Origin of the sequence: Marinospirillum sp., assembly GCF_035271045.1 — a bacterium.
In the GTDB taxonomy this organism is placed as follows: domain Bacteria; phylum Pseudomonadota; class Gammaproteobacteria; order Pseudomonadales; family Halomonadaceae; genus Marinospirillum.
The window spans coordinates 209,917-236,561 of sequence record NZ_DATESC010000030.1; the positions used below are offsets into that span (position 1 = coordinate 209,917).

Genomic DNA, 26,645 nt, shown 5'->3' on the forward strand with positions numbered 1-26,645 from the left:
GGCTTAAAAAACGTGTTTAGAATTAAGGTTACAGCGTTTTTTTAAGTGCGTCTGCTAGGCATTCTTTTAGTAAGGGTAGGTCATTAAAATCCACCAATTCAGCTGTGCCTAGTTGTTTTAAAAGAATAAGCCTAAGCTGCCCATCAATATTTTTTTTATCGACCGCCATGTGCTGTAAAAAACTGGCTGGAGTCATGGTTTTAGGCGGTAAAGTAGGCAGTTTGGCAGCACGTAGAATATTTTCTACCCGTTCAACATCGGTGGTGCTTAACCAACCTAACCGGCGCGATAAATCAGCCGCTAGCCACATACCACAAGCCACCGCTTCACCGTGTAACCATTGTCCATAGCCCATTTCAGTTTCTATGGCATGACCAAAAGTGTGTCCAAAATTCAATAAAGCTCGCTGACCACTTTCACGTTCATCTTTTGCCACAATATCAGCCTTACACTGGCAAGAACGGGTAATCGCTTCGCTTAATAGCTGGCTATCACCCGCCATAAGACCAGCCATATTTTCTTCTAGCCAGCCTAAAAATTCAATATCACCCAGCAAACCGTATTTAATGACTTCAGCCATGCCTGCGGCAAGTTCTTTAGTGGGTAAGGTTTTTAAAACTTCAGTATCGGCTAGCACTAGGCGCGGTTGCCAAAAAGCACCTAGCATATTTTTGCCCAGTGGGTGATTAACGCCCGTTTTTCCGCCCACTGAAGAGTCAACTTGCGACAAAAGCGTAGTAGGAATTTGAATAAAGTTAATACCACGCTGATAACAAGCCGCCGCAAACCCCGTCATATCGCCAATCACGCCACCGCCTAAAGCAATTAACGTTGCATTGCGGCTAAAGTTGGCGGTTAACAAGGCATCCCAAATCAATGCCAAATGCGCTAGGTTTTTATAAGCTTCACCGTCGGGCAAAATACAGGTTTTAATCACCAGTTCTGGCTTAGCTTGGCTTAGGTTAGTCGTAAGTTGCTCAAGGTAAAGCGGTGCAACCGTGGTATTGCTGACCACTAATACTTGTTTTCCGTTGAGTTGAGGCAGAATTAAATGCGGTTTATTAAGTAGATTTTGACCAATGTGGATAGCGTAACTACGCTCTTTAAGGTCTAAGTTCAGGCTGTGCATATACATTCCAATAGAATCTTGTGGTTACAGGTGCTGCATTAATTGCGCTTTAATGTCTAGCATCACTTGGCGAGGTGGACGCTGATCGGTATCCACAACGATGTGGGCTGTTGCTAGGTAAAGTGGATCACGTACTTTTTTTAGTGCGTCTAATTTTGCGCGTGGATCGTCTGTTTGCAACAGCGGTCGGTTACGGTCGTTGCTGGTGCGTAACAGCTGCTGTTCTACTGTGGTGCGTAAAAAAATAACCACGCCGCGTTCTTTTAAATGCTGGCGATTTTCTGGCTTAATAACACTGCCGCCGCCAGTTGAAAGTATGATGCCTTTTAGTTGCGTTAGGTCATCAATGGTTTGAATTTCGCGCTCTCGAAACCCTTCTTCGCCTTCAAGATCAAAAATCCACGGAATGCTAGCACCACACCGCTCTTCAATTACCTTGTCTGAATCGTAAAAAGGGCGCTTTAAAGCGGTTGCCAATAAACGACCAAGCGTGCTTTTACCTGCACCCATTGAGCCAATTAAAAAAATGTTAGTAAGCGAGTTACAGCGCTGTTCATCCTGCATTATTGTTTAGCCAAAGTATTGTTAATCATTCTGGGAGTAATAAAAATAAGTAATTCTACTTTCTTTTGCTCACTAAAGGTACGGCGAAATAACCAGCCAATTAAAGGGATGTCACCCAATAAGGGTGTTTTAACTTCGCCTTCTAGTTTTTGTGAAGTGAATATACCACCAATGACAATAGTTTCTCCGTTATTTACCAATACTTGAGTATCTACTGCGTTAGTGTTGATGGTTGGGCCAGCATTCGCTGTTTCTTCACCTTTGCTGTCATTGTTAACCTGTAGCGTTAAAAAAATTCGTCCATCATTGACTATTTGTGGTGTTACTTCTAAACGCAATTCAGCTTGGCGAAACTCGGTAGTACGTACCCCGTCTTTATCTATTGAAGTATAAGGAATTTCTTCACCGGATCGAATCACTGCTTTGTTACGATTGGAGGTAATGACTCTAGGTTGAGAAATGACTTCACTACGATTTTCTGATTCTAATGCAGCTAACTCTAAATCAAGCAATAGATTATTAGAAATGAAACCAAAATTGAAGCCCGTTACAGGGTTAAAATCTAGGCTTGTACCTTGATTGCTGCTGAGCATATTGGCATTAAGTAGATTGCCATTCGTATTGACTTGCGTTGTTTCAAATTGACTAGCACCCTTTGTAGGGCTGTTACGCATTCCCCAACGTATGCCTAGTTGCTCACCGACCCCTGTACTAGCAACCACAATTCTAGCTTCAATCATTACTTGATCGACAGGTACGTCAAGGATGTCGACAATATCTTTAATGCGCTCAACTTGTTCAGCAGTATCACGCACATACAAGGTATTGGTGCGATCATCGACTAATAAATGACCTTGGTCTGATAAAAAACGCTGCGTGTTTTGAATATTGATTTCTTTTTGTTGTGCTTGCACTGGCTGCTGGTCGCCTAGAATAAACCCTTGTATCGCTTTGGCATCAGAGTAACTAATTTTAATAAAGGCTTCTTCTAAAGGGCGTGTATTGAGTAGTTGTAAAGTTGATTTTTGTTGCTGCTCTAAGCGAATCAATTTTTCAACGGGCGCAACCAATAATACGTTACCTTGTTGGCGGCTAGCCAATCCTTGGGAAGCAAGCAAAATAGCTAAAGCTTGATCGGAAGGAATGCTATCAAGGTGCAATGTAGCATTGCCGGTAATGCTGTCGTCAGTCATTAAATTTAAGCCCAAGAATGCGGCAAGTTCAGCCAGCAGGCTACGCAATGGAATGTCGTGGTAGTTTAACGAAATCAGTTCGCCTGTGTAGCGTTCATCCTCATTAGGCTGAGTATCAACTGTTGTTTGCTGCCTCAATTTATTGGCTATTTCAATCTGCAACTGCTGACCGTTAGTATTTAGCTGGTAGCTAAATTCACCGTTTATTTGCATGATTAATTCAGCCATTGTGCCCGTTTGAAGAAGCTCCAGTTGCTTAACTTGAGTCGCAAAGTCGCTGCTGTCATACAAATTAATTAAGTTGTGATTAATGTTGGTGGCTGCAAACTTTAAGTGTAAGCCGTTGGCAAGTTGTTTTGTATTAGGCAACGTGGGAACAGTAGAAAAGTCGATAATAATTAAAGCATTGCCTTGTGGCGTAAGCCGAAAGTCGATACCAATAAGTTGAGTGCTATTAGTTAGCGTACTATTAGCCCATGCAATGAACGGCATAAAAACGCCAATTAAGAGCAGCGTTACTAGCCAATATTGAGTGTGAGTGTGTAAGTTAGCAGTCATAAAATCCTACCTAGATAGATTAATGATGTGTTTCCTTTCCTGCCATTCAGAACCTGAAGAAATGATTTCAACAAGCGTTATGCTTTCTTTATCTAAATGCACGATGGTGCCGTGGTTTTTACCCATGCGGTCGCCTTTTACAACCGTAACCAGCTGTTTATCTGGCGTGATAATGAATGCGCGTAGACTTTTACCTCGCTGCATACTGCCGCGAAAAGAAAGTTGTGCAACGTCCCATTGTTCTAAAACCGTGAGTGGACGGTTTAAATTTGGAACTGAAAGTTTAAGATTGTTGATGCTGTTGTTGACTGGTAAAAAAGGGTCTCTTGCTGGTAAATAGGTATCGGTTATTTTTAGGATCTTGGGAAGATGGGGCAGCGCCTCTATTTCGCCTTGCGGTTTAATCCGTAACCCAGCCAATTGCGCTTCAATTGCTTGGGTTGCTGCTGAATCACTACAAGCTATTAGGAGTAGCAAGAATGGCGATAATAAAAATCGGTACATTATTATTTATTTCCTTATTATTTATTATTGATTCCCTTCTGCCATGCTAAGTGATGCGTTGTAACGGTAGGTTTGTGCTTCAATTTCTAAGATTAATAATTGATCTGAAGCTAAAAGGTTGGGGTCGGTTTTATCGGGTATCAGACTAAAATTGTGCAGTGTGACAATTCGATCAAAACGACTAATACCAGCCATGAAATGGGTTAAACGATGGAAATCGCCTCGCACTTTCATTTCAAAGGGCAGTCGAGTATAAAAATTGTGTACTTCAGGTTTTTTTAAATTAACCGCAAGAACTTCAAGGTGTTGCTGCGTTGCCTGTTGCTGTATGTTATCTAGCAGATGGGGGACTTCATTCTCACTGGGTAAAAAAGCCAGCAAACGGGTAAAAGTTGCTTCCATTTGCTGCATCTGTTGTTGATAGGCGATTAAATTGGCGGCCTGAAAAGAGCGCTGTTGATAATGTGCCAAAAAGCTTTGCTGTTCTTTTTGTGCGCTGCTTAAAGCTTCTTGATAGCGGCTAAGCAACAGCCAGTGGCTAATAAAAACAACGCTACTGATGAGCAGCAATAGTGACAGTATTTTAACTAAACTCGGCCATTGCCCTGCATTAACTAGGTCTAGGTCATCTTGTTTTAATCGTTTAATAGCGCCTAACTCACCTTTAAACCACTCTTTTATTCTGATTATCGCCACGTTTAACATCATGGTATTAACGCCTGTAAAGGAATCAGTAAATCAAAATGCGTTAAGCGAGTTTTATCATTGTTGGTCATGCTGCGTAGAATGGGTTCACCGTAGCGTGATTGGGTTTTTAAATCGCGCATCCAAGCAGCAATGGCTTGTGGTGTATTGGCTTGCCCTTTGAGTAATAACGCTGTTTCTGTTCGTTTGAGTTCAGTTAAAAAAACACCCTCATTAATGCTGCTGGCAAGTTGTTGCATTAGCTCAACAGCGATAGCACGCTTATTTTGTAGTTGCTGAATAATGGTTATCCGTTTTAGGAGCTGCTGGTGTTGTTCGCGCAGATTGGCGACAGTGTTAATTTCAAGCTCAAGCTGGGCTAGGTGCTGCTGTATAAGCTGATTTTCTTTTTGAATATTGGTGATTAAGCTTGTGGTGTTGTGCCATAGCAATAGGCTGATTAATAAGCCAAACATTAACGCAGCAAGGCTTAATTGTGTAAAGCTTCGTTGTTGTTTTTGGCGGTTTGCTTCACGCCAAGGTCGTAGATTAATAGTCATACCCAAACCCTCATGGCGAGTCCACAGGCAATCATCATGGCGGGTGCATCTTGAGCTAAAGCTTGTGCATTAACCTTGTCGCTTAACACCATGTCGACAAAAGGATTGGCGATATAAGTAGGACAACCTAGCTGTTTTTGTAGCCGTTGAGGTAAATTTTCAATCGCTGAAGAACCCCCTGCAAGTATTAAAGAATCAATAGCTTGGTAGGGCATGGACGAGTAAAACAGCTGCAATTGCCGTTCTATTTGCTGAATAAGTGCTGCTTTAAAAGGTTTTAAAAGTGTTGTGCTATAGTCGGCGGGTAAGTCACCTTTTTTCTTAAAATAATCGGCTTCCTTGCCTGATAACCCGTAATATTGTTGAATGTTATCGGTCAGTTGTTTGCCCCCAAACATTTGTTCACGGCTGTAAATGATTTCGCCATCATGCAGCACATTAAGCGTTGACGTGTGAGCACCAATATCAGCAACAGCAACGATTTGGTTTGTTTGCTGCTTGGGTAATTTATTAATAATCAGCCCCAGCGAACGCTCCATTGCAAATTTTTCAACATCGGTTACTAGCGGCTCTAAACCAGCAGCGTCTAAAATACAGTCTAATTGGTTGGTTACTTCTTTACGGCAGGCAACCAAAAGCACCGGCTGGTTTTCATCATTAAGGTTAAGTGGTCGTTGGCGCTGAAAATCAATCGCCACCTCATTTAAAGGGTGAGGAATGTGCTGCTCTGCTTCAAGCATAATAAGCGCTTCCATTTCGTTGTCACTTAACGCTATGGGTAGGCTTAGCGTGCGAGTAATAACCGCTGCAGTAGGCACAGCAACAGCCGTACGTTGAGTGCTTGGCTGAGTTTTCTCGATCACGTGTTTAATACTGCGTGCAACGGATTGTTCATTTTTAATACGCCGATCAATAACAGCGCCTTCTTCTAAAAGTGCAACACCGTAACTAGCGACTTGTAATTTGTTACCATAAGGGTGGATTTCCAGCAATTTAATGGCTGAACTCGTAATGTCGATACCGATAAGCGGCAACTTTTTAGAACTAAAGAAACTAAGCTTTGGCATTTTAAGCATGGCAAAATTTTAATCCTCAGATAGTTAATTCAGCTCAGGTAATTAATTTAGCGTGATGTTTTTTTATGGCTGCCATTTTGTTGAGCCGATATTTATGAAATAGCTCTTTGTTGTATAGGTTGATTTTTTGTGGCTATCTACTTTTTTTTGTATCGAAGAGTAAGTGCTTTAGCATTTCTTGGTTGCAGTTTTCTTTGACTACATTATAGAAATACTAAAAATTCGTGCTGGCCAGCCCTTTTCATAAGGTTTTGTGTCATTATCGGCGCTTAATTGCGAGTGGAATAAACCCAGTAATCATCACTAGGTAAGTTATGCGTCTTTTCAAAAATATCCTGAAGTTTTTTTTCTGGCTTGGCCTTGCTGGAGCAGGTTTGGGTGGTCTGTGGGCTTTTGCGATTGTTGTATATTATTGGCCAAGTTTGCATGAAGAGGTCTCTCAGTTACAGGATATGGAATCCTTGCTAAGTGAGCAGCTAGAAGTGCCGATGCGCGTTTATACGGCCGATAATTTATTAGTGGCAGAATTTGGTGAGCATCGTCGCACCCGAATTAATTATCAAGACATTCCTAAGCGTTACATTGATGCTTTATTAGCAGCAGAAGATACCAGCTTTTATGAACATCCAGGTGTTGATATTAAAGGCTTGGCACGTGCTGCTGTGCAGTTAGTTGATTCTGGGCGAATTCAATCGGGCGGCTCTACGATTACCATGCAGGTTACGCGCAACTACTTACTCACCCGTGACCGTACTTTTGCGCGTAAAATCCGTGAAATCCTTCTTTCTTTACGCCTTGAGCAACAACTAAGCAAACAACAAATTTTAGAACTTTACGTTAACAAAATTTATTTGGGCAATCGTGCTTATGGCATCAGTGCTGCTGCTGAAGTTTATTATGGTAAACCATTAAAAGACCTAAATTTGGCGCAATTAGCGATGATTGCTGGTTTGCCTAAAGCGCCTTCTGCTTATAATCCCATTGTTAACCCACGCCGTGCGTTAATTCGCCGTAATTGGATTTTATCGCGGATGTATCACCTAAATTTATTAGACGATATTAGCTATGAAGCAGCCATTCGCGCCCCCGTTACTGCACGTTATTACCCGCCAGAGCAGGATATTGATGCCCCGTTTGTGGCAGAAAATGCACGCCAGTTTGCACTAGAAACGTTTGGCGATAAAGCTTATACACGTGGTTTAAAAGTCTACACTTCCATTATTAGCGAACAGCAGCTAGCGGCTAATCAAGCCATTAAAGACGGTTTGCTTAATTATGATAAACGGCGAGGTTGGCGCGGTGTAGAGCGTGAAGCGATTCCATTGGTGGCACAGCAAGAAGCTTTGGAAGGTGATGCTTTGGCTGAAATAGAAGCTACTGAATCGGGTTTAGAGCAAGTGCAGCTTGCCTTGCAAGATCCAGTAGCAAGAAAACTACAAGCACAATTAGGTAAAGATGTTAGCAATTGGTTAAAGGTATTAGCTAACACGCCTGTTTATGGTGATTTACAGCCTGCGATTGTGGTTGAAGCTGAATCTAAGCGTTTATTAGTATTAAAAAAAGGTGGCGAGCTAATTGAACTTACCCCAGCCGCTTGGGATTGGGCAGGGCGTTATCATTCACCTTTTTGGAAAGATAGACACGCTTTAACCGGCAATCGCCTCGCTAAACAAGGTGATTTAATACGATTGCAGCGCAGCAGTGCAAATCAACAGCCTTGGCAATTAGCGCAATTACCGGCTTTAGAAGCCGCCTTAGTAGCGATGAAGACTGAAACTGGTGAAATTACTGCGATGGTGGGTGGTTTTGATTTTAATCAAAGCCATTTTAACCGTGCCGATCAAGCAGCGCGTCAAGCAGGTTCTATTTTTAAACCTTTTGTATACATGGCCGCGTTGGAAAAAGGCTATACCCCAGCCACTATTATTAACGATGCGCCGGTGGTATTTGAAGATCAGCAGTTGGAAGATGCTTGGCGGCCACAAAACTCAACGGGTACTTTTTATGGGCCAACTCGCTTGCGTGAGGGTTTATACAAGTCGCGTAATCTAATTTCCATTCGTGTACTTAATTATATAGGTATTGGGCAAGCCATTGATTACATTAGTCGTTTTGGATTTTCTGCTGACCGTATGCCGCGTAACTTATCTTTGGCGTTAGGCAGTGCTAACGTAACGCCCGTTGAAATGACCCGTGCTTATGCCATGTTGGCGAATGGCGGTTATCCGGTAGAAGCGCACTTGGTAACACGCATTGAAAGCTTTGATGGTGAAGTGCTGTATCGCGCTGTTAAGCCTAAGGTTTGTCGTAACTGCCCAGCAGATCAACCCAATATTAATTTAGCTGGCGTTACTTATCCTTTGTCTAAGTCTGCTGTTGACGAACGTGCTGTTTACACCATGCATTCTATTTTGCGTGATGTGATTGATGACGGCACGGGCAGCCGTGCTAAAGCATTGGATCGTAGTGACATTCGTGGCAAAACAGGCACCACCAACGAGCTGCATGATGCTTGGTTTTCGGGTTTTAACAGCGATTTGGTTACGACTGTTTGGGCAGGCTTCGATCAACCCTCTAGCACGGGCGAATATGGCGCTAACCTAGCTTTGCCAATGTGGATAAAGTTTATGGAAGTGGCGTTAAAAAATAAGCCCGAAAGTGCGATGGCACGTCCTGAAGGTTTGGTAACAGTACGGATTGATCCAACCAATGGCTTATTAGCTAGTCCGGGCCAACAAAATGCCATGTTTGAAACTTTCTACCGTGAACGTGTTCCAGAAGATTACTCTTTTGATAACCTATTGCAAAATAATTTTGAAGAAGAAGGTGAGCTAACAACGCCTAACAACGCCCCACCGCCAGAAGCGTTGTTTTAAACATAAGAAAATTAGCTAGATAGGTGGTTAAAAGTGATTAATGTTAAATTCATTAAGGTTAATCACACAGCCAATCTTCAGCTTAATAAAAGCGCATCGTCGGTTACTTCTTCGCCTCTTACCTGCTCAAACATGGCGAGCAAGTCGGTTATTTGCATACCTTTACGTTCTTCGCCGGCAACATCTAAAACCACTTTGCCTTGGTGCAACATTAGAGTGCGATCGCCGATGTCTAAGGCTTGGCGCATACTGTGAGTCACCATCATAGTGGTAAGATTTTTCTCGGTGACTAACGTATTGGTAAGCTCCAATACAAAGTTGGCAGTGCGGGGGTCAAGTGCTGCAGTGTGTTCGTCTAGCAATAAAATACGTGAAGGTTGTAAAGAAGCCATCAACAAGCTAACGGCTTGGCGTTGTCCACCCGAAAGCAGCCCAATACGGTCGGTTAAGCGGTTTTCTAAACCTAAGTTTAAACGGGCTAACTGTTCACGGTAGTAATCTTTTTGTGACGCTTTAACTGCCCAGCTTAAACCACGGCAATTGCCCCTTTGTTGGGCTAAAGCCATGTTTTCTTCAATGGTTAAGTCTTCACAAGTACCCGCCATTGGGTCTTGAAAAACCCGTGCTACTAAGCTAGCGCGTTTCCAAACAGGCTGATTAGCCACTTCAACTTCATCAATTAGAATACTGCCACTATCAACGTCTAAATCACCTGAAACTGCATTTAAAAAAGTCGATTTGCCCGCACCATTCGTGCCAATCACAGTAACAAATTGACCGGAAGGAATGGCGACAGACAAGCCTTGTAAAGCGCGGGTTTCAATGGGCGTACCTGCATTAAAAGTAATCGTAAGGTTAGATGCCTGCAACATAATTAAAATCTCTTTTAAAGTCTTTTAGCGCGGCTAAAACGCTTTTTAATCAGGGGAATAACCAAGGCAAATACAACCAGCAACGCAGTCACTAGATTAAGGTCTTGCGCTTGCAAACCAATAAAATCGCTATTTAAAGCTAGGGCAATAAAGAAGCGGTAAACCACAGCGCCAATAATCACAGCTAGGGTTAACAAATACATTTTACGCGCCGGTAAAATACTCTCGCCAACAATCACTGCGGCTAAGCCAATAACAATGGTACCAATGCCCATTGAAATATCTGCACCACCTTGCGTTTGTGCAAACAACGCACCCGCCAGCGCGACTAAACCATTAGAAATCGCCATACCTAGAATAATCATTGCGCCGGTGTTCACGCCCTGAGCACGTGCCATGCGTGGATTAGAACCTGTGGCACGAATCGACAATCCTTGCTGGGTTGCAAAGTAGGCATCTAACAGCAGCTTAGCAATAATCACCACTAGAATTAAAATTAGCGGACGCATGATGTAATCTTCAATCCAGCTGACTTCTAAAATACTAAAAACTGTAGGCTCCATAATTAAAGGTACGTTAGGGCGACCCATAATTCTAAGGTTAATGGAGTAAAGGGCTATCATCATTAGGATACTGGCTAGCAGATCCATGATTTTCAAATGCACGTTTAATAAAGCCGTTAATACACCGGCTAATGCGCCAGCTAACATAGCCAAAAAGGTAGCTAAAAAAGGATCCATACCACTGGCTATTAGAACCGCACCAACAGCACCACCTAAAGGAAAGCTGCCATCAACGGTTAAATCGGGGAACTTTAATAAGCGAAAGGATATAAAAACACCCAGTGCCACTAGACCAAAAATAAGACCAATTTCTAGTGCACCAAACATTGAAAACAAAGACATGAGTTAAACCCAAGGGGTGATTAAAACCTACCAAGTCTGTATTTAAAACTTGGTAGGTAGATTTAAATTAACGGATAACTTCAGTGGCAGTTTTTAATAGTTCTTCAGAAAGAGTAACGCCTTGTTTTTTGGCAGCTGCTTCATTTAAAAACAACTGTAGGTTATCGCTCGTTTCTGGCTTAATTTTACCTGGCGCTTCACCTTCTAAAATTCTGACTACCATACGACCCGTTTGACGGCCTAAGTCACGATAATCCATACCCAAGGCAGCAATAGCACCACGCTTTACACTGTCAGTGTCTGAAGCGACTAAAGGTATTTTTCTATCATTACCGACTTTAACCAAGGCTTCATAAGCAGAAACAACATTATTATCGGTGCTGGTATAAATCACATCAACTTTGCCCACTAAACTACGTGCAGCAGAACCCACGTCAATCGAACGCGGCGCAGCCGCTTCAACGAGTTCCATGCCATAGTTAGGTAAAATATTTTTAAAGGCTTCCACCACCACCACAGAATTTGCTTCACCTGGGTTATAAACCATGCCAATTTTTTTAGCATTAGGCACAATTTCTAGGATTAACTCAATTTGCTTATCCAATGCTAATAAATCAGAAACACCCGTTACGTTAGTACCGCTGGCTTCCCAAGAAGGCACTAGCTGTGCTTCAACAGGGTCGGTTACGGCTGAAAACACAATCGGCACACGTTTAGTGCCGGCTACAGCGGATTGTGCTGATGGCGTTGCAATGGCAACCAAAACATCAGGATTATCACCAATAAATTTACGTGCTATTTGTCCTGCTGTAGCGGTATTACCTTGAGCGCTTTGGTATTGCCATTTAAGGTTTTTGCCTTGAATATAACCGGCTTCATTCAGCGCATCCAACACGCCATCCCTTACAGCATCTAAGGCTGGGTGCTCAACAATGGCAGTAATAGCAACCGATTTAGTTGCAGCTAGAGCAGGCAGGCTGGTCATTGTTGCCAAAGTAACAGCGGCTAAAACAGTTAGCACTTTTTTTGAAAAGTTACGCATAGGTTAGGTTCTCCAATAAGGTTATTAACCTGAATAGCCCATTAGGGGCGACCGTCGTCTTCCAATACACCTTCTTTAATTAGGATAGCCAAATCGTCTCGGGTTACTTTCATGGTAAGCAAAAGTGTGCCAGCTATGTAGATAGAAGAATAAGTACCTACAATAATGCCCACCATTAACGCTAGGGCAAAGTTACGAATCATTTCTCCGCCTAACAAGAAAAGCGCAACCACAACTAACAAGGTTGTTAATGAAGTTATGGTGGTACGTATTAGCGTTTGGTTAATAGAGACATTAATTAATTCGCTCACCGTTCCTTCACGAACCTTGCGAAAGTTTTCACGAATACGGTCATAAACAACGATGGTGTCGTTAATGGAATAACCTACCACTGCTAAAAGTGCTGCTAGTACGGTGAGGTCAAAATCAATTTTAAAGACTGAGAAAAAGCCCAGCAAAATAATAACGTCATGTACTAATGCTAAGACGGAGCCAATTGCAAACTTGTACTGAAAGCGGAAGGCTACGTAAATCATGATACCTAACATGGCAACTAACATGCCTAGACCACCTTGGTCACGCAGTTCATCACCTACTTGAGCACCAACAAACTCCGCACGAGTTAGTTTTACTTTTCCTGCATCTTGAGCATCTAAAAGGCTGCGTACTTGTTCACCCACTTCAGGCGAAAAGCCTTGATTAAGGCGTATTAAAACATCGTGCGAACTACCAAAATTTTGCACTACAAACTGTTCGTAGCCAGCTATTTCTAGGTGTCCTCTAACTTCTTCTAAATCTGGCGAGCTGGCGTAATGCAGTTCTACCAAGGTGCCGCCGGTAAAATCTAAGCCTAAACGCAAACCTTGTGTGGCTAAAGAACCAATAGAAACCAATAGTAATACTGCTGATAAACCAAAGGTAAAAAAGCGCAAACCCATAAAGTTAATATTGGTTAGTTTGTAACTGGTTTTGTTAGTCATATTCGGCTCCTGACCTATAACGAAAGACGTTTAATATTACGTCCACCATAAACCCAGTTCACCAGCATTCGGGTAACCATTATGGAGGTAAACATGGAAGTCAGCAGACCCAACGAAAGTGTAACGGCAAAGCCTTTTATTGGCCCAGTGCCTATAAAGAAAAGAATAATAGCTACTAAGAAGGTGGTGATATTGGCATCTAAGATGGTTGCAAAAGCTCTTTCATAACCGGCATGAATGGCATTTTGGGGCGATAAACCGCCTTGGTGAATTTCTTCTTTAATACGCGCGTTGATTAACACGTTAGCATCTACCGCCATACCTAGGGTTAGCACTATACCGGCAATACCTGGCAGAGTTAGGGTTGCACCTAGCACCGACAGTAAGGCAACCAACATAACTAGGTTAGTGGTTAGTGCAACACAAGCAAAAATACCAAATACTCGGTACCAAGCCAGCATAAAGATAACCACTAGCGCCAAACCAATTTGAATGGAAGTTACGCCCTGCTCAATATTTTTCTGACCTAAACTTGGGCCTATGGTGCGTTCTTCAACAAAATAAATAGGCGCGGCTAATGCACCGGCACGAAGAAGCAAAGAAAGTTCAGAGGCTTCTTGCACACTGCCAGAGCCGGTAATTCGAAAGCTTGCACCTAATTGGCTTTGAATAGTGGCTAAAGAAATAATGCCTTCTTCAGTATAGGGCTCACGTATTTCAACGCGCTCACCATCACGCTGCACAAAACGTGTACGCGTTTTATGCTCAATAAATAGCACTGCCATACTGCGACCCACATTAGTTTTAGTCGCTTGTGACATTAAACGGCCACCTTGGCCATTCAGGCGAATATTCACCTGCGGCTTATTGTTTTCATCAAAGCCTACGCTGGCATTAGCGACATGATTACCGGTAGTAATTATATCCCTTTCTAAAATAGCGCTACGGTTGGGTTGGTCACGAAAATCAAAGCTCTCTGTATCAAGAGGATCAGCATTGCGACGCGCTTCTAGGCGAAACTCTAAGTTAGCGGTAGCACCTAGAATACGTTTGGCGGCTGCTGTGTCTTGTACACCGGGCAACTCTACTACTATGCGGTTACGGCCAGAGCGTTGAACGAGTGGCTCTGCTACACCCAGCTCGTTTACACGATTACGCAAGGTGGTTAAGTTTTGATCGACTGCATAGTCTTCTAAATTTCTAATTGCTTGCTCATTCATAGCGATTAGCAGCAAGCCGGAATCACCTTCGGTAAAGGTGTAATCTAGGCGGTCAACCTGTAACAGGCGACGCGCCTTTTCAAAGTCATCTGCGCTGCCAAGCAGTACTTCTATTTGCCCTTTTTCTACACTGACTTTACGAAAACGCAGCCTTTCTTTGCGTAGGGTAGCGCGAATTTCGCTCGCAGTGACTTCTAACTGCTGTTTAACCGCTGCCTCCATATCCACTTCCATAAGGAAGTGGACACCACCACGTAAATCCAAACCCAAATTAACGCTACGTGCGCCTAGACTAACTAACCAATCGGGTGTTGTTGCTGCCTGAGATAAGGCAACAACGTATTTTTCACCTAAAGACTGTTGAATAACTTCACGGGCTGCCAGTTGCTGATCATCCGCTAACAAACGGATTAAGCCGCTGTTACCTTCTAAACTGGCCTGCAGAACATTAATGCCAGCCTGTTCTAGTGCTTTTTGGGCACGCTTTAAATCAGTGTTGGTGATTTCAATTGAACCTCGTGTACCAGAGATTTGTACAGCGGGGTCTTCTGGGTAGAGGTTTGGCAGGGCATAAATCGCCCCTATGCCGATCACTAGCAGTATCAGCAGGTTTTTCCAGAGTGGATAACGGTTCAGCATGGCAGCCTTAATTTGGTCGGAGAAAAATTATTTGGATTATTCAGCATCCACTGCTTTTAAAGTGCCTTTAGGCAACACAGCAGTAACGGCTGCTTTTTGTACTTTAATTGAAACTTCGTTTGCAATTTCAATGACTAAAAACTCATCGGTTACTTTAGTCACACGACCTAGCATACCGCCTGCTAAAGAGATCTCATCACCTTTGGCGATATCGGCTAGCAAGTTTTTGTGTTCTTTAGCCCGTTTTTGTTGTGGACGAATCAACATAAAGTAAAAAATTACAACAAAACCAACCAGCATAACAATGCTAGAAATAGGGCTAGCGCCGCCAGTATCAGCAGCGTGTGCAGCAGTGATAAAAAAGTCCATAAAAAACTCCTAAGGGTTGTGGGTGTTTATTTTTAATTGCTATGGGGTGATAGTTAAGCCATTTCTGGCGCAAGCATTTCTGGCACAGGCAATCCGCGACGCGAATAAAAATCTTCAACAAAGTCCGTCAATTTACCTGCTTCTATCGCCTGACGCAAACCGGCCATAAGGCGCTGGTAGTGACGTAAATTATGAATAGTGTTGAGCATCGAACCTAGCATTTCTTTACTACGATCAAGGTGATGCAAATAACTACGCGAAAAATTTTGGCAAGTATGGCAATCGCATTCAGCATCAATCGGGCCAGTGTCTTTTTTATACTGAGCGTTGCGAATCTTAACGACACCGCTGCTGGTAAATAAATGACCGTTGCGAGCGTTACGCGTCGGCATCACGCAATCAAACATATCCACGCCACGGCGCACCGCTTCAACTAAATCTTCTGGCTTGCCCACGCCCATTAAATAACGGGGTTTATCCGCTGGCATAAGGGCTGGCAAATAATCTAGTGTACTAATCATATCTTCTTTAGGTTCGCCAACCGACAAGCCACCAATCGCCATACCATCAAACTGAATATCCAACAAACCTTCCAATGAACGCTTGCGTAAATCAGGGTACATACCGCCTTGAATAATGCCAAATAAAGCAGCAGAACTATCACCGTGCGCGTCACGCGAGCGCTTCGCCCAACGCAATGACAACTCCATCGACGCTTCGGCTTCAGAAAAAGTCGCCGGATAAGGTGTGCATTCATCAAAAATCATCACAATATCAGAGCCTAACTCGCGCTGAATTTGCATGGATTCTTCTGGTCCCATAAATACTTTAGAACCATCGTGTGGTGAACGAAAGTGAACGCCTTCTTCGGTAATCTTACGCAGTTTACCCAATGAAAAAACCTGAAAACCACCCGAGTCCGTCAAAATCGGTTTTTGCCACTGCATAAAATCATGCAACGTACCGTGCGCTTGCACCACGTCTGTGCCGGGCTTTAGCATAAGATGAAAGGTATTACCCAGTACAATTTCAGCACCTAGTTTTTCGACTTCATCCGGCATAATGCCTTTCACTGTCCCGTAAGTCCCCACAGGCATAAAAGCAGGCGTTTCAATTGTGCCACGGGGAAAGGTAATCCGTCCTCGGCGAGCTTTGCCATCGGTTTTTAATAAATCAAACTGCATAGAACATTCAGAACGCTTCATTGATTTAATCCTGTAATTTAATCGGCAGCAGTATTTAACGACAAGAGCATGGCATCGCCATAACTAAAAAATCGGTATTTTTCGGCTACTGCAGCTTGGTAAGCTGTTTGAATGGGTTCATAGCCAGCAAAACTACTAACCAGCATTAATAGCGTGGATTCTGGCAAATGAAAGTTGGTCAGTAATTTATCGACACAACGCCACTGATACCCAGGGTAGATAAAAATATCCGTGTCACCACTAAAAGCCTGCGTTACACCGCAACGGGTAGCGGTTTCTAAACAGCGCACGCTAGTTGTACCCACCGCAATTACACGTCCGCCAACCGATTTAGTCGCATTCACTTGGGCGGCAACGGCTTCAGTGACTTCCAGCCATTCCTTGTGCATAACGTGTTCTTCTAGTTTATCCACTTTGACTGGCTGAAACGTGCCTGCGCCAACGTGCAAGGTTACAAAAGCCGTATCTACGCCCTTGGCACGAATTTGCGCTAGCAGTTCATCATCAAAATGTAAACCTGCAGTGGGTGCTGCAACCGCACCTAAATGCTGAGCATAAACCGTTTGGTAGCGTTCTCGGTCATCCAGTTCATCAGCACGGTCTATATAAGGTGGTAAAGGTAAATGACCGTGTTTTTCTAACAGCTCTAACAAAGGCTCAGGGTTAAGAAAGGTTAAGCAAAACAGCGCCCCTTCTCTGCCTGTGCATTCAACTTCTATACCGCCTTCTAAAAATAATTTAGCACCAGCTTTGGGTGATTTACTGGCACGTATATGCGCTAAAGCACGGTGTTCATCTAACGGGCGCTCTATTAATACTTCTATTTTTCCGCCGGTGGCTTTTTGCCCAAATAAGCGTGCAGGTATAACGCGGGTGTTATTAAAAACCAACAGATCGCCTTTGTGTAAATAATCTAACAGATCAGGAAATTGACGGTGCTGTAGGTTATCGCCTTCTAGCACCAATAAACGCGAACCGCGCCTTAGTGCAGTTGGATAGTGGGCGATAAGCTCGTTGGGTAAATCAAAATGAAAATCGCTGCGCTGCATGGTTGCCCTAGCTATTGGTTAGATGGTGCTTGATTTTACAAAGGGCAGGATTTTAACCTAGATAGCAGCAAAGGTCATTGCTGGCTGTTATTCAGTTTTCACACAATCAAAATATAGAAAAAATTAAATCAGCCCACCCCCTTAAAATCCTTATTTTAAAAATGACTTTCAAGGTGTTTTTTAGAAGTAGGCTAGCTTGAGTTGTCGCTTAACTTTTTAATTACACTTAAGGCACAAGCATAAATTCTGCAAAGAAGTCGCTTAATTTTTTATGGGCGCTCAAAGGCAGGATATTAGCAATATGCTGATCAGGTCGCACCACTAGCATACACCCTTGTTTGCGGTCGATGCCACGTAGCTCAAAAATATCTTTAGCAGTATCTGTATAAAATATTTTTTCGTAATCCCTTAAACCCAACTTACCTTTAGCTGGCCATAAAAAATCATGCAGTTCTTCTATAGCTAAATCTTGCTGTTGAAAAACTGAGTAAACATCTATGATTGAATCAATATCCGCACTCTTAGGCGTGTATTTTTTGACTGGTGAATTTTCAGAGTTAGCTAGGTATTCAACCAACTTGTAAGCACCAGAAGCCTTATCAGTTGGATTTTTCTTGTCGCCAAAAATAAAGATGCGCCAACGACCATCGGCTTTATTTAAATGCCCTAAGTGTTGCGGCCTGCCATCGGCCACACGCAAGGCTTTAGCTGAATGAAAGCGCTGCCCAATCTTAAAACCCTTAGCCAAGCTTTGGTTTTCTAAGCCGGTTACTATAAAAGAAGGGTCATAACCTATTGAAGTTCCAGCAATAAAACCGTTTTGTTTAGCGATAAACTTTTCGATATCGGCAGTGCTAGTTTTAGTTTGGTTCGCACCTTTATTTGCTGTGGGGCTGGTAGCGACCAAAGCCGACATTTGCCTGTCGGCATCAATCAGCATCTGTGCAACCTTGCGTCTTTCTGATGAATAAGTTTGCAGCAGTTTGGGGTCGGCTTTGCCTTGCAAGACAGCGGCCAGCTTCCAGCCTAGGTTAAAGGTATCAGGTAAGGAGGTGTTTAAACCCCAGCCACCTTTAGGGCTATGGGTATGGCAAGCATCACCAGCAACAAAAGCCCGTGGGATTAGCCCTTCAGGATTACCCGCTGGCGTATCATCAAAACGGTCGGCAACTCGCTGCCCCACTTCATAAATAGACCACCAAGCCACTTCTTTAACATCGAGGGTGTAAGGCTGCATAATTTTTTGCGCCTTGGCGATAATAGCTTGTGCATCCAAATCTAGAGCTGCCGCTCGCTGGCCTTTATCAAGTAAATCTAGCTCTACATACAGCCTAACTAGGTAACCGCCTTCGCGTGGCACTATCATTACTGCGCCATCTTGCTTGGATTGAATAAAGCTTTTTACACGAATATCGGGGAAGTCGGTGACAAGTAGAATATCCATTACCCCCCAAGCTTTGTTGGCTGAGTCACCTTCTAGTTTTATAGATAAACCTTTACGAACGGCACTTCTTGCACCATCAGTACCTACCACATAACGAGCTTTAACCGTTTCTACTTTAGCAGCACCTGCAGCACTTCTTTCAAAAGTTGCTGTAATGGGGTGGGCATTCAAATCTTGGGTAAGCTTAGCATCAACTGTTAAATCAACTAACTGGCGGCTGTAATGGGGTACTAGTTGGGTAACAGAGTTTTCCATACCATCAAGCAACAACTCGTGAAGGCGTGCTTGGTTCACTACACAGTGAGTAAACTCAGAAAGCCCGAGTCTGGCATCGGCTACTTTATGGGTGCGCTTTATTTGGTTGGGTTGCTCACTATCTGGCTCCCAAAAAGCATTCTGATGAAGTTGGTAGGCTTCTTTAACCAGCATTTCGCTGGTATTAAAAGCTTCCATAATTTCCATGGTACGACATGAAATACCATCGGCCTGACCAAACAACATAGGGCCAGTTTTTTGTTCCACTATACAGGTGGAGATATCTGGAAATTCTGCCAGTTGCCTTGCTAAAGCTAAGCCTGCAGGACCACAACCGACAATTAACACATCGACTTCTTTGGGTAGGTCTTTAATCGGTGGAATAGGCGCAGGCTTTCGAGCTGCGTCTGGAATTTGATAATTACCTGGCTTAAAACCATTCAGGTGAAACTGCATTGCCTAATCCTCTTAACAATAAACTGATGCACTAGAGTCTAGAGGGTAAGCAAAAAAAGTCTGTCACCTATAAATGGGGACGCTTGGCTCTTAACCATAAACGTAAGGCGGGTGCGCGGTTAACTAGCACAGCAACAAATACTAAGGTACAGCCCAGTAATTGTGAAAAACTCATTGTTTCACTAAACCAAAAACTGGCTAATAAGGCAGTCCAAACGGGTTCTAATGTCATAATAATCGCAGTGTGGCTAGGTGGTGCTAAGCCTTGTGCATAGGTTTGCATTAAAAATCTTAGGCTGGTGGCTAAAAATAAGCTGGCAAAAAACCAACCCCAAATGGCTGGTGAATACTGGAAGCTCCACTCTTCAAAAAAAGCTGAAACTAACCCTGTAACAAGACCGGCAACCATAAGCTGCACAGAAGTTAAAGGTAAAGCGCCAATACTAATTGCTGCACGGCTATTAAAGATAAACATAAAGGCTAGGAAGAAGGCTGAAAGTAAAAAGCACAGCTCTCCCAGACCAAAATAAAACTCACTATCTAAAGATAAAACAGCTAATCCAGAAACAACAAAAGGCAGGGAAAGAAAAGCAAAGTGACTGGGTTTTTCTCCACCTAAAATAAAGTTTAGCAAAGGAACCATAACCACACCCAAGCTGGTTAAAAAAGCGCCTACCCCCAAGTGCTGAGCATGCTTCAAACCCAGTATCCAAAATACCATAGCAGACCCAAATAATAGGCCTATCTTTATAGCTGCAATTAACTGAATTTTAGTTAAACTTTGCAGCGGCTTTATACAAAAAAAGGCTAGCACCACACCAGCTCCTGCAAAGCGTAAAGCTATAAAAAACAAAGGGCTAAAACCTGCTAATGCTTCTTTAGAAAACATCCAACCCGCTGCGGCAATTAAGGTGGTTGCCACTAATAGAAGATCTGCTCTAAGGTGTTGCGTCATCTTTTTCCTAACCAATAATTAATTTTGGCAGATTGCAAATAACTGGGCGCGGCTACTAATACCCAGTTTCTCGTATGCTCTTTTGCGATAGGTCACTACACTGCTTGGGGCAACATCCAGTTCATAAGCAATGGTTTCACTCTTTTTTCCCTGCAGAACAGCCGCACATACTTGCCTTTCTCGTTCAGATAAAAATGCTAAGGGACCCTGACTAAGTTGCGCTTGATTTAACTGGTAATGCTTGCTCACTAAAAGGCCTAGAAGTTGACCTATCGCTTGCTGTTGGTTTCTTGGTACTAGCTGATCAAAGTTTGCAGTGCGGTGATAAAGGTTAATATAAAAGTTGCCTGCTTCACTGCCATAAATCACTGTAAATTTATCTTTAAAACCAGGCTCATCAAAATAACGATTACGGTAGTTTAAACTCATATCATCTAGCAAGTCAGCTAAACGAATTAAGGTTACCTCGCCAGGCAAACTGCTTTTTAAAGTTGAAAAATTGGGGTCTTGCATATAAAGGCGCTCGGTAACGTAAGATTCTGCTAACTTTTTACCCGAGGCATTTTGATTAAAGTCTTTAAAAAGTAAGGTGCTTACCTTTTCTCCATCGGCACAGAAAAAAATCATGCATTGGTCTGCACCGAGTTCTTTATTAATCCACTTAAGGAAAGGTTCAAAAAACTCAGTTTCTCCTAAAGCACTTAATAGAGCTAACTGTCCCCTTGTTGGCAACCAATTCACTTTAGTAAGCGCCATACTTCCCACCTACTTTACTCAAAAATACTAAAATAAAAAAAGGGCCGCTTTAATAAGCAGCCCTTAGGATAATAACTCGCTTATAAATACGATTAGGTTAACAGATACTTGCAACTCGGCTAAGAATCTTTTTAAAGGTTGCTAGCTCTTCTTCGCTGAACTCGCCAAACACTTTTTCTTGCTGTTGGCGGGCAAGCTCCCAAAGACCTTCTGCTTCTTCCTCACCTTTAGCCGTAATGCTATAAGCTTCTTGATCGCAGTTAATCAAACCTTTTCTTTGTAAAATCTCAGCAGCATTATCCACTTCACCTTCAGGCATATTGACTTCTTTTAATAAGCCGTTACGGTCTAATTTTGACGATTCTTGCAACACCATTAACATACGCGCTTCACTGGTACGCAAGCCCGAAGAAAGCTGTAAGGGTGCATAGTCTGTTTGATAAGCACGGGTTGCTTGCAGCATTTGATAATAATAGTGGTCTTTAAAGCGCGATTTTAAACGCTCAATCGCTGCTGGTTCGCCTTCTTTTTTGCTGGGGAAGCGCGAATGTGGCATAACCACTGAATAACTACCCTGATGATAAACCAGTGGCGCACGACCAGAATCTTCAAAAGCTACAACCTTGCCAATCAAAATCCAGTGATCGCCACCATCTAGCGTTTGGTAGGCTTCACACTGAAAAGTTGCCGCACAGTCCGGTAATAAAGCAGCGTTACCTAAACCTTTGCTGTATTTAATATCGGCAAACTTATCGTCATTAGGGCGAGCAAAGTGATTCGATACATCAATTTGATCTGCCGCTAAAACATTCACTGCAAAGTGACTGGCTTTTTCGAAAATTTCGCAGCTTCCAGAGCGCTTATCAATGCTCCATAAAATTAAAGCTGGCTCTAAAGATACCGAGTTAAAACTGTTGGCCGTCACACCGGCTTGCTCGCCTTCTGGCGTAGTGGCTGTAATGACGGTAACACCCGTAGCAAAGTTACCTAAAGCACGACGAAAGGCTTTAGAGTCGAATTCAGTTATTGGATTGCTCATAACAGCACCTTTTAACAGATTAAAAAATTTAGGAGCACAAACCCTTATTAACTAAAGTTTGTGCTCCTAGTCAACCCAGCTTAATTAAAGTAAAGCAGGGTCTGGATCTAAGCCTAGCAATTCACGACCAATAATTTGTGCGCACACATCATAGTCAGTATAAGCATGGGCAGCAGTCATGTTCGATTCACGCCATAAACGCTGTGCTTCACGGTCTTGGTACCAGTTAGAGGCACCCATCACTTCCCATAAACGGTTAACCGCTTGTACACACATTTTAATGGCATAAGCTTGGTTGGTTCGCCAATGCGCTAGGGTATAACGGTCTGGGTATTCGTGACGCTCGCCGTATTCTTTATGCTCTTGCCAAGTTTTTTCTAGGTAAGCACGCGCAGCACTCACCTGCTGATAAGATTCAGCTACACGCAAAATTGGCGGAATAGAAGTGTTTACCTGTGCGCCTGTGTAAGCACGCACACGGGTTTTGGTTAATTCTTTGTAAGATTCAACCATACGCTCGGCAACACCTAAGCTCATCGCTGCAAAGCCGCAAGCAAAATAAGGACGGTAAGGCGTGTGATAAATTTTGCTGTCTGGGTAAAGCTCACGACCCACATGACGGCCTTCCATCATATCTTTAGCCGCTTGGATGCGGTGTTCAGGAACAAATACGCCTTTAATGCTGGCTGTTTTAGTACCACTACCCTGCATACCTACAGCATACCAGTCATCAATAACCGTAAAATCGCTGCGTGGAATAACAGCAAAACTATAGATTTTAGCGTCGTCAACCATGCGGTTTAGACCAACAATAATCCAGTCTGCATAATCAACACCTGAACTCCATTTCATATCGCCGGTGAAGATAATGCCGCCTTCGGTTTCTTCGTATTGACCAAAAGGCGCAATACTACTAGAGGCGATAGCATCAGGGTTTTCTCCCCAAAATTCATCTTGCGCTTGCTTGCTAAACATTGCCATTTGGTGATTGTGAGTACATAGCAAGCTGTAAGCCCAAGCCGTCGAACAGCAAGCGCCAGCAAGCATTGCAATGCATTCAGTAAATTCTGGCAGGCTCATTTCTAGGCCGCCGTAAGCTTTGGGTAAAAATGCACGGTTCATACCGATAGCGTGCAACATATCAACGTTTTCTTGTGGGATTTTGCGTAGCTCTTCAGCTTTTGAAGCGTTAGCACGAATAGCTGGCAAAAGTTCTTTTAGCTTTTCTAGCATCGGATTAGCTTGTTGCATGGAATGCATCCTCTCTTACGATGTTGTTTTATTATTAGAGCGGTCATAAAATTTAGCCCCGCTTTGCTTAGGCGTTTGTAAAAAGTATGGGCAGACACACAACTAAGAGAAAGGTAATAAATTTTATATTACTGGTACTTTTCTGTTTTGCCGCCACTTAAAACACAAGCTAACTTAGCTGAAGACCGTATAGTAACTAGGTTTTAGGTTCGTAATCAAAGTCAAAAAATATTAATTAACTTATTCATTAATAGCGCGTCTAGGCACATTGACAGCAGCTAAAGCTTTGGTCTAGCATTACTTAACATATTAAATATAATGCAAAAGTAAGCCATCGTAGCGGTGTATTTTTTCAGCTATGGGCTGCTTAACAACAATCGCCTGTTTAACAACAATCATTGCATACGAACAACGGAGACTTACCGCTTATGCTAAAAGCATCGTATCCCTTTTATTTAGCTAACGAAGCTCAATCGCCTAACCAAGATTTAATTGTTTACGATAAGTTTACGGGTAAGGCGGCAACGACTGTTGCTATGGCTGATGCTGCAATCATAGATCAAGCCATTGCTGCCGCCGAAGCCGCCACCGAGCCAATGCGTAAACTGCCTGCTTATAAGCGCCAAGCCGTGCTTAACCACTGCGTTAAACGCTTTGAAGAGCGTGCCGAAGAATTGGCGCAAGCCTTGTGTGTTGAAGCCGGTAAGCCCATTAAGGATGCGCGTGGCGAAGTGGTTCGTTTAATTGATACCTTCCGCATTGCTGCTGAAGAAGCGGTGCGTATTGGCGGTGAAATTATCCCTATGGATATCACCCCACGCGGCGAAGGTTACACCGGTATGTGGAAGCGTGTTCCTATTGGCCCTTGTTCGTTTATTTCACCGTTTAACTTCCCTTTAAATTTAGCTGCACATAAGGTAGCGCCTGCCATTGCTGCGGGTTGCCCGTTTATTCTTAAACCTGCCAGCATGACGCCCATTGGCGCGATTATTATTGGTGAAATTCTAGCTGAAACTGACTTGCCTAAAGGCGCGTTTTCTATTCTACCTTGCCACCGTGATGGTGCTGATTTGTTCACCACCGATGAGCGTTTGAAGCTGCTTAGCTTTACGGGTTCGCCTGAAGTTGGCTGGCAGTTAAAAGCTAAAGCAGGCAAGAAGCCGGTTATTTTAGAACTTGGCGGCAACGCGGCTTGTGTGGTGGATGAAGGCACTAATATTGATGATGCCGTAGCACGGATTATTTTTGGTGCTTACTACCAGTCAGGCCAAAGCTGCATTGGTGTACAGCGCATTATGGTGCATGAAGCGCATTACGACGAAGTGCGTGACAAGCTAACCACTGCTGTCAAAGCACTGCGTTCGGGCGACCCTAAAGATGAAAACACCTTTATTGGCCCGATGATTTCTGAAAAAGAAGCCACCCGTTTACACGACTGGGTTTTGGAAGCTAAAGCAGAAGGCGCAACCGTGCTTGCCGGTGGCGAGCGTACTGGCGCTATGCTGGATGCAACCTTACTAGAAAATGTAAAGGCTGATTCCAATGTAAATACCCAAGAAGCTTTTGGTCCTGTGGCCGTGCTTTCTAAGTTCAGTGATTTTGATGAAGCATTAAAAGAAGTAAACAACTCTAGCTTTGGTTTACAGGCGGGTATTTTTACGCGTGATATTTACAAAATCCAAAAAGCTTGGGATGAGTTAGAAGTAGGCGGCGTGGTTATTGGTGACGTACCTTCTTGGCGCGTAGACCATATGCCCTATGGCGGTGTGAAAGACAGTGGTTTGGGTCGTGAAGGTGTGCGCTATGCCATTGAAGACATGACCGAGCTACGTCTTCTAGTTATTCGTAATCCTAACTAAACCGCCATGAAGCAGGCACCGCCGTTAACGCTGTTAGTCTTTATCGCTATGGCTAGTCCTATGGCTTTAAATGCTTTTGTGCCTGCTATGCCCGATGCTGCAATGGCTTTGCAAACAGACATTGCAACCATGCAGCTAACTTTCACGCTGTACTTATTGACCCTAGCGATTGGGCAGTTACTCAGCGGGCAGCTAGCCGATTATTATGGTCGCCGCCCCGTATTATTAATTGGCTTTGCTATTCACCTAGCAGGCAGTTTTTTGGCAGCGATGGCGGGTTCTATTGAAGTGTTGATTGCTGGGCGAGTGTTGCAAGCCTTAGGTGGTAGCACCGCCATGACGCTAGCTCGCACCGTTTTATTAGACACCTATGGCAAAACCGGCGCAGCCAGCCGTATGGGTTATTTGGTGATGGCGATAGCCGTTGCTCAAGCCATTGCACCGGCCATAGGCGGCTTTTTAAACCTTTGGTCAGGCTGGAATGCTATTTTTTACTTGTCCGTTTTTATGGGCAGCTTGGTTTTTTTATTGGCGCTTAAGTTTTTGCCAGAAACCACTAGCGAAAAAAGCACCAGTTTAAGTTTTATGGCGGTAGTTAAGCGTTACAGCCAAGTGTTTAGTTCAGGCCAATATTTGGGTTATGTTTTATCCACCACTGCGTTAGCTGCTGCCTTTTATTTGTTTGTGGGTAGTTCGCCTTATTTAGTGATTAACCAGCTAGGTGGTAACTCTGCTGACTTTGGTGTTTGGTTTTTAAGCGTGTCCTTTTCTTTTATTGTCGGCGGTTATTTATCCACCCGTTTAGCCCAGTTTATTAGTATCGACCAAACTATTTTTTTAGGTAACGGCTTAGCCATCCTTGGTGCTAGCCTTCTTTTAGGTTTGGCACTAACAGCAGAGCTTAGTTTTACGCACTTATTTTTACCTATGATGGTGATTATTTTTGGGCGGGGTTTAAGCCAGCCCAATGCACAGCTGGCTGCGATTAGTAGCACTTCGGGTTCTTCAGGTACAGCGTCTGGCGTGATGGGTTTTATTCAGCTGTTTATTGGCGCGATGATTGCTCAAAGCGTGCCTTATTTATTAGATTTTAATATTAACTGGGTATTTGGCGGTATTTTGCTTGCTACCTGCCTTGCTTTTTTTGCACATTTTTATAGCTGGAAAATTAACCAGAATGCAACACCAAGCGTTGAATAACTTTA

At 43.3% G+C, this 26,645-nt stretch carries 23 protein-coding genes; 3 read left to right on the forward strand and 20 right to left on the reverse strand.

Annotated features, from left to right (window positions below):
• Positions 1–28: 28 nt before the first annotated feature.
• The 7 genes from aroB to pilM are packed head-to-tail and all read right to left on the reverse strand — an operon-like array spanning position 29 to position 6,268.
• Positions 29–1,129 (reverse strand): 3-dehydroquinate synthase, encoded by a 1,101-nt coding sequence (gene aroB / locus VJY63_RS11630; protein ID WP_324050992.1) that lies wholly within the window; start codon positions 1,127–1,129, stop codon positions 29–31.
• Positions 1,130–1,153: 24 nt separating this feature from the next.
• On the reverse strand, positions 1,154–1,693 hold the full coding sequence (gene aroK / locus VJY63_RS11635) for a shikimate kinase AroK (RefSeq protein ID WP_324050993.1): 540 nt from the start codon (positions 1,691–1,693) through the stop codon (positions 1,154–1,156).
• Positions 1,693–3,444, reverse strand: a complete 1,752-nt coding sequence (locus VJY63_RS11640) for a type IV pilus secretin PilQ (protein WP_324050994.1) — start codon at positions 3,442–3,444, stop codon at positions 1,693–1,695. Before VJY63_RS11640 ends, aroK begins: the two co-directional genes overlap by 1 nt.
• 6 nt (positions 3,445–3,450) lie before the next feature.
• Positions 3,451–3,948 carry a pilus assembly protein PilP gene (locus VJY63_RS11645; protein WP_324050995.1) on the reverse strand — a complete coding sequence of 166 codons (498 nt, stop codon included), beginning with the start codon at positions 3,946–3,948 and terminating at the stop codon, positions 3,451–3,453.
• A 24-nt stretch (positions 3,949–3,972) separates the two neighbouring features.
• Positions 3,973–4,656: a type 4a pilus biogenesis protein PilO gene (locus VJY63_RS11650; RefSeq protein ID WP_324050996.1), complete on the reverse strand. Its 684-nt coding sequence runs from the start codon at positions 4,654–4,656 to the stop codon at positions 3,973–3,975.
• Positions 4,653–5,192: a PilN domain-containing protein gene (locus VJY63_RS11655; protein ID WP_324050997.1), complete on the reverse strand. Its 540-nt coding sequence runs from the start codon at positions 5,190–5,192 to the stop codon at positions 4,653–4,655. Before VJY63_RS11655 ends, VJY63_RS11650 begins: the two co-directional genes overlap by 4 nt.
• Positions 5,189–6,268 (reverse strand): type IV pilus assembly protein PilM, encoded by a 1,080-nt coding sequence (pilM, locus tag VJY63_RS11660; RefSeq protein WP_324050998.1) that lies wholly within the window; start codon positions 6,266–6,268, stop codon positions 5,189–5,191. Before pilM ends, VJY63_RS11655 begins: the two co-directional genes overlap by 4 nt.
• Positions 6,269–6,582: 314 nt before the next feature.
• Here pilM and VJY63_RS11665 point away from each other — a divergent pair, with 314 nt between their 5' ends.
• A complete protein-coding gene (locus VJY63_RS11665; protein ID WP_324050999.1) occupies positions 6,583–9,144 on the forward strand; it encodes a PBP1A family penicillin-binding protein in 2,562 nt (853 codons plus the stop codon).
• Positions 9,145–9,221: 77 nt separating this feature from the next.
• Here VJY63_RS11665 and VJY63_RS11670 read toward each other — a convergent pair whose 3' ends face one another.
• From VJY63_RS11670 to VJY63_RS11730, 13 genes are all read right to left on the reverse strand, one after another.
• A complete protein-coding gene (locus VJY63_RS11670) occupies positions 9,222–10,016 on the reverse strand; it encodes an ABC transporter ATP-binding protein (protein ID WP_324051000.1) in 795 nt (264 codons plus the stop codon).
• A gap of 14 nt (positions 10,017–10,030) precedes the next feature.
• On the reverse strand, positions 10,031–10,921 hold the full coding sequence (locus tag VJY63_RS11675; RefSeq protein WP_324051001.1) for an ABC transporter permease: 891 nt from the start codon (positions 10,919–10,921) through the stop codon (positions 10,031–10,033).
• Positions 10,922–10,988: 67 nt separating this feature from the next.
• Entirely contained in the window at positions 10,989–11,963 is a 975-nt protein-coding gene (locus tag VJY63_RS11680) for an ABC transporter substrate-binding protein (protein ID WP_324051002.1), read from the reverse strand.
• 41 nt (positions 11,964–12,004) lie between these two features.
• Positions 12,005–12,943, reverse strand: coding sequence for a protein translocase subunit SecF (secF, locus tag VJY63_RS11685; protein ID WP_324051003.1), 939 nt, complete (start codon positions 12,941–12,943; stop codon positions 12,005–12,007).
• Between the two features lie 14 nt (positions 12,944–12,957).
• Positions 12,958–14,802 carry a protein translocase subunit SecD gene (gene secD, locus VJY63_RS11690; RefSeq protein WP_324051004.1) on the reverse strand — a complete coding sequence of 615 codons (1,845 nt, stop codon included), beginning with the start codon at positions 14,800–14,802 and terminating at the stop codon, positions 12,958–12,960.
• A 36-nt stretch (positions 14,803–14,838) separates the two neighbouring features.
• Positions 14,839–15,171 carry a preprotein translocase subunit YajC gene (gene yajC, locus VJY63_RS11695; protein ID WP_324051005.1) on the reverse strand — a complete coding sequence of 111 codons (333 nt, stop codon included), beginning with the start codon at positions 15,169–15,171 and terminating at the stop codon, positions 14,839–14,841.
• Positions 15,172–15,224: 53 nt separating this feature from the next.
• Positions 15,225–16,376, reverse strand: a complete 1,152-nt coding sequence (gene tgt / locus VJY63_RS11700) for a tRNA guanosine(34) transglycosylase Tgt (protein ID WP_324051006.1) — start codon at positions 16,374–16,376, stop codon at positions 15,225–15,227.
• Positions 16,377–16,393: 17 nt separating this feature from the next.
• Positions 16,394–17,425: a tRNA preQ1(34) S-adenosylmethionine ribosyltransferase-isomerase QueA gene (queA, locus tag VJY63_RS11705; RefSeq protein WP_324051007.1), complete on the reverse strand. Its 1,032-nt coding sequence runs from the start codon at positions 17,423–17,425 to the stop codon at positions 16,394–16,396.
• Positions 17,426–17,651: 226 nt separating this feature from the next.
• Positions 17,652–19,580: an FAD-dependent monooxygenase gene (locus VJY63_RS11710; RefSeq protein ID WP_324051008.1), complete on the reverse strand. Its 1,929-nt coding sequence runs from the start codon at positions 19,578–19,580 to the stop codon at positions 17,652–17,654.
• A gap of 67 nt (positions 19,581–19,647) precedes the next feature.
• On the reverse strand, positions 19,648–20,535 hold the full coding sequence (locus VJY63_RS11715; RefSeq protein ID WP_324051009.1) for a DMT family transporter: 888 nt from the start codon (positions 20,533–20,535) through the stop codon (positions 19,648–19,650).
• An 18-nt stretch (positions 20,536–20,553) separates the two neighbouring features.
• Positions 20,554–21,291: a helix-turn-helix transcriptional regulator gene (locus VJY63_RS11720; RefSeq protein ID WP_324051010.1), complete on the reverse strand. Its 738-nt coding sequence runs from the start codon at positions 21,289–21,291 to the stop codon at positions 20,554–20,556.
• Positions 21,292–21,388: 97 nt separating this feature from the next.
• Positions 21,389–22,330, reverse strand: a complete 942-nt coding sequence (locus tag VJY63_RS11725; protein ID WP_324051011.1) for a p-hydroxyphenylacetate 3-hydroxylase reductase component — start codon at positions 22,328–22,330, stop codon at positions 21,389–21,391.
• 84 nt (positions 22,331–22,414) lie between these two features.
• Positions 22,415–23,581, reverse strand: a complete 1,167-nt coding sequence (locus VJY63_RS11730) for a p-hydroxyphenylacetate 3-hydroxylase oxygenase component (RefSeq protein WP_324051012.1) — start codon at positions 23,579–23,581, stop codon at positions 22,415–22,417.
• Positions 23,582–24,009: 428 nt separating this feature from the next.
• On the opposite strand from VJY63_RS11730, the gene VJY63_RS11735 reads away from it, so the two are divergent.
• Together VJY63_RS11735 and VJY63_RS11740 are read left to right on the forward strand one after the other, a co-directional pair.
• On the forward strand, positions 24,010–25,440 hold the full coding sequence (locus VJY63_RS11735) for an aldehyde dehydrogenase family protein (protein ID WP_324051013.1): 1,431 nt from the start codon (positions 24,010–24,012) through the stop codon (positions 25,438–25,440).
• Between the two features lie 6 nt (positions 25,441–25,446).
• Positions 25,447–26,640: a Bcr/CflA family efflux MFS transporter gene (locus VJY63_RS11740; protein WP_324051014.1), complete on the forward strand. Its 1,194-nt coding sequence runs from the start codon at positions 25,447–25,449 to the stop codon at positions 26,638–26,640.
• Positions 26,641–26,645: the final 5 nt, after the last annotated feature.